Source organism: Pseudoalteromonas sp. BSi20495, assembly GCF_000241185.1.
GTDB lineage: Bacteria > Pseudomonadota > Gammaproteobacteria > Enterobacterales > Alteromonadaceae > Pseudoalteromonas > Pseudoalteromonas fuliginea.
The window spans coordinates 1-1219 of record NZ_BADY01000093.1 but is presented as its reverse complement, the minus strand read 5'-3'; the positions used below and the strand labels follow the sequence as shown (position 1 = coordinate 1219).

Sequence of the window (1219 nt, the reverse complement as noted above, 5' to 3'; positions counted from 1 at the left end):
GTAAAACTCAGGTGTTTTGCATATATTCCAGACTTTTTCTGCGCCATTTTCACCATCTGATATCGGAGCAAGTTATAGCTCAACATTACGCCCCATAATTCTTGCGCTATCATCTCAGGTTTCTTGCTGCGTAGCGTGAAGTGACTATTCAGTAACGTTTGTTTCATTTCTCGATAACCAAGTTCAATTTCCCACCGTTCACTATAGAGGTCAACAATGTCAGCCTTAGGGAAACGCATTGGATCAGTCAGTGAAGTGAGTATATTCACCTCTTTCCCCTTAACCGTTTTTGTGACTAGCCTGACTTCAATGCTCTGTGGTAAATCGTCGAACTTTTTTCTCGCTTGTGCTGTTGCTTTTAGCTTGATAAGTTTGTCTTGACGACCTAAAGAGCGAACAATTTCATATTGCGTGCCTTTTCTCATCGGTTGAAGCCAATGCCTATTTTCCCCAGCATGATGCCAACGATTGAGTAAGCCTAGAGAATAGAAGCCTCTATCAAATAACGTCAGTGAGTTATCGGGTGTTGCCTCGATTAAGTCTTCAGCCAACACCATTTCACTAGTACGACAACTATCAAAGGCGCTCCCCATTAATAAATGGCTAGTTAACTCCATCAAACACACCATGCGAACCTGAGGGAAAGCCGTGTCACCATGCTGATTTTTCCACACGGAGAATGCATGTTGATTTTCAGCAGTATCCGGTGTGCGCCAAATAACACCATCAACACCCAGTAGTGATAGCCCGCACCATGTGGGATGGTTCGCATCAGCATTCCACATTTGCTGACTTTTCTCAAAAACCTGTTTAACGGCATCAGCCCCAAGCCGCTGCCTAGCCTGTACAACCGCACTGGGTGCAACGAGTTCTTTTTTACCTGGTAAAGCGAGCCCTAATTTACTGACAATACTCCACAGTGGGTCTTCACGATAAAACGACATACAAATGACTGTCCAAACGGCCATCTCAACAGGAAGCCTTCTTTTCCTTATCGTCGCGACACCAGCGGTTTCAGCGCATTGTTTGATAAACTCAGGACATAAAAAATCACTCAGTTGACCTAAGCCTTCTGAATTGGGTGCGTAGCTATTGGCAAGAGAAAGTGCGGTAGTGAGTTGCAAAATAAAAGGCTCCTGAATAAATTCAGAAGCCTTTATAAACTAACCAGAAGATCGGTCAATGGATCGTCAAATATTTCTTAACTGATCGGCATTAA

Annotated in this window: 1 protein-coding gene; it reads right to left on the bottom strand. The window is 43.6% G+C overall.

From position 1 onward, the window contains the following. Nucleotides 1-1124: IS4 family transposase (locus P20495_RS20690; RefSeq protein ID WP_050548475.1), on the bottom strand; the 1124-nt coding region annotated here is incomplete at its 3' end. Nucleotides 1125-1219: the final 95 nt, after the last annotated feature.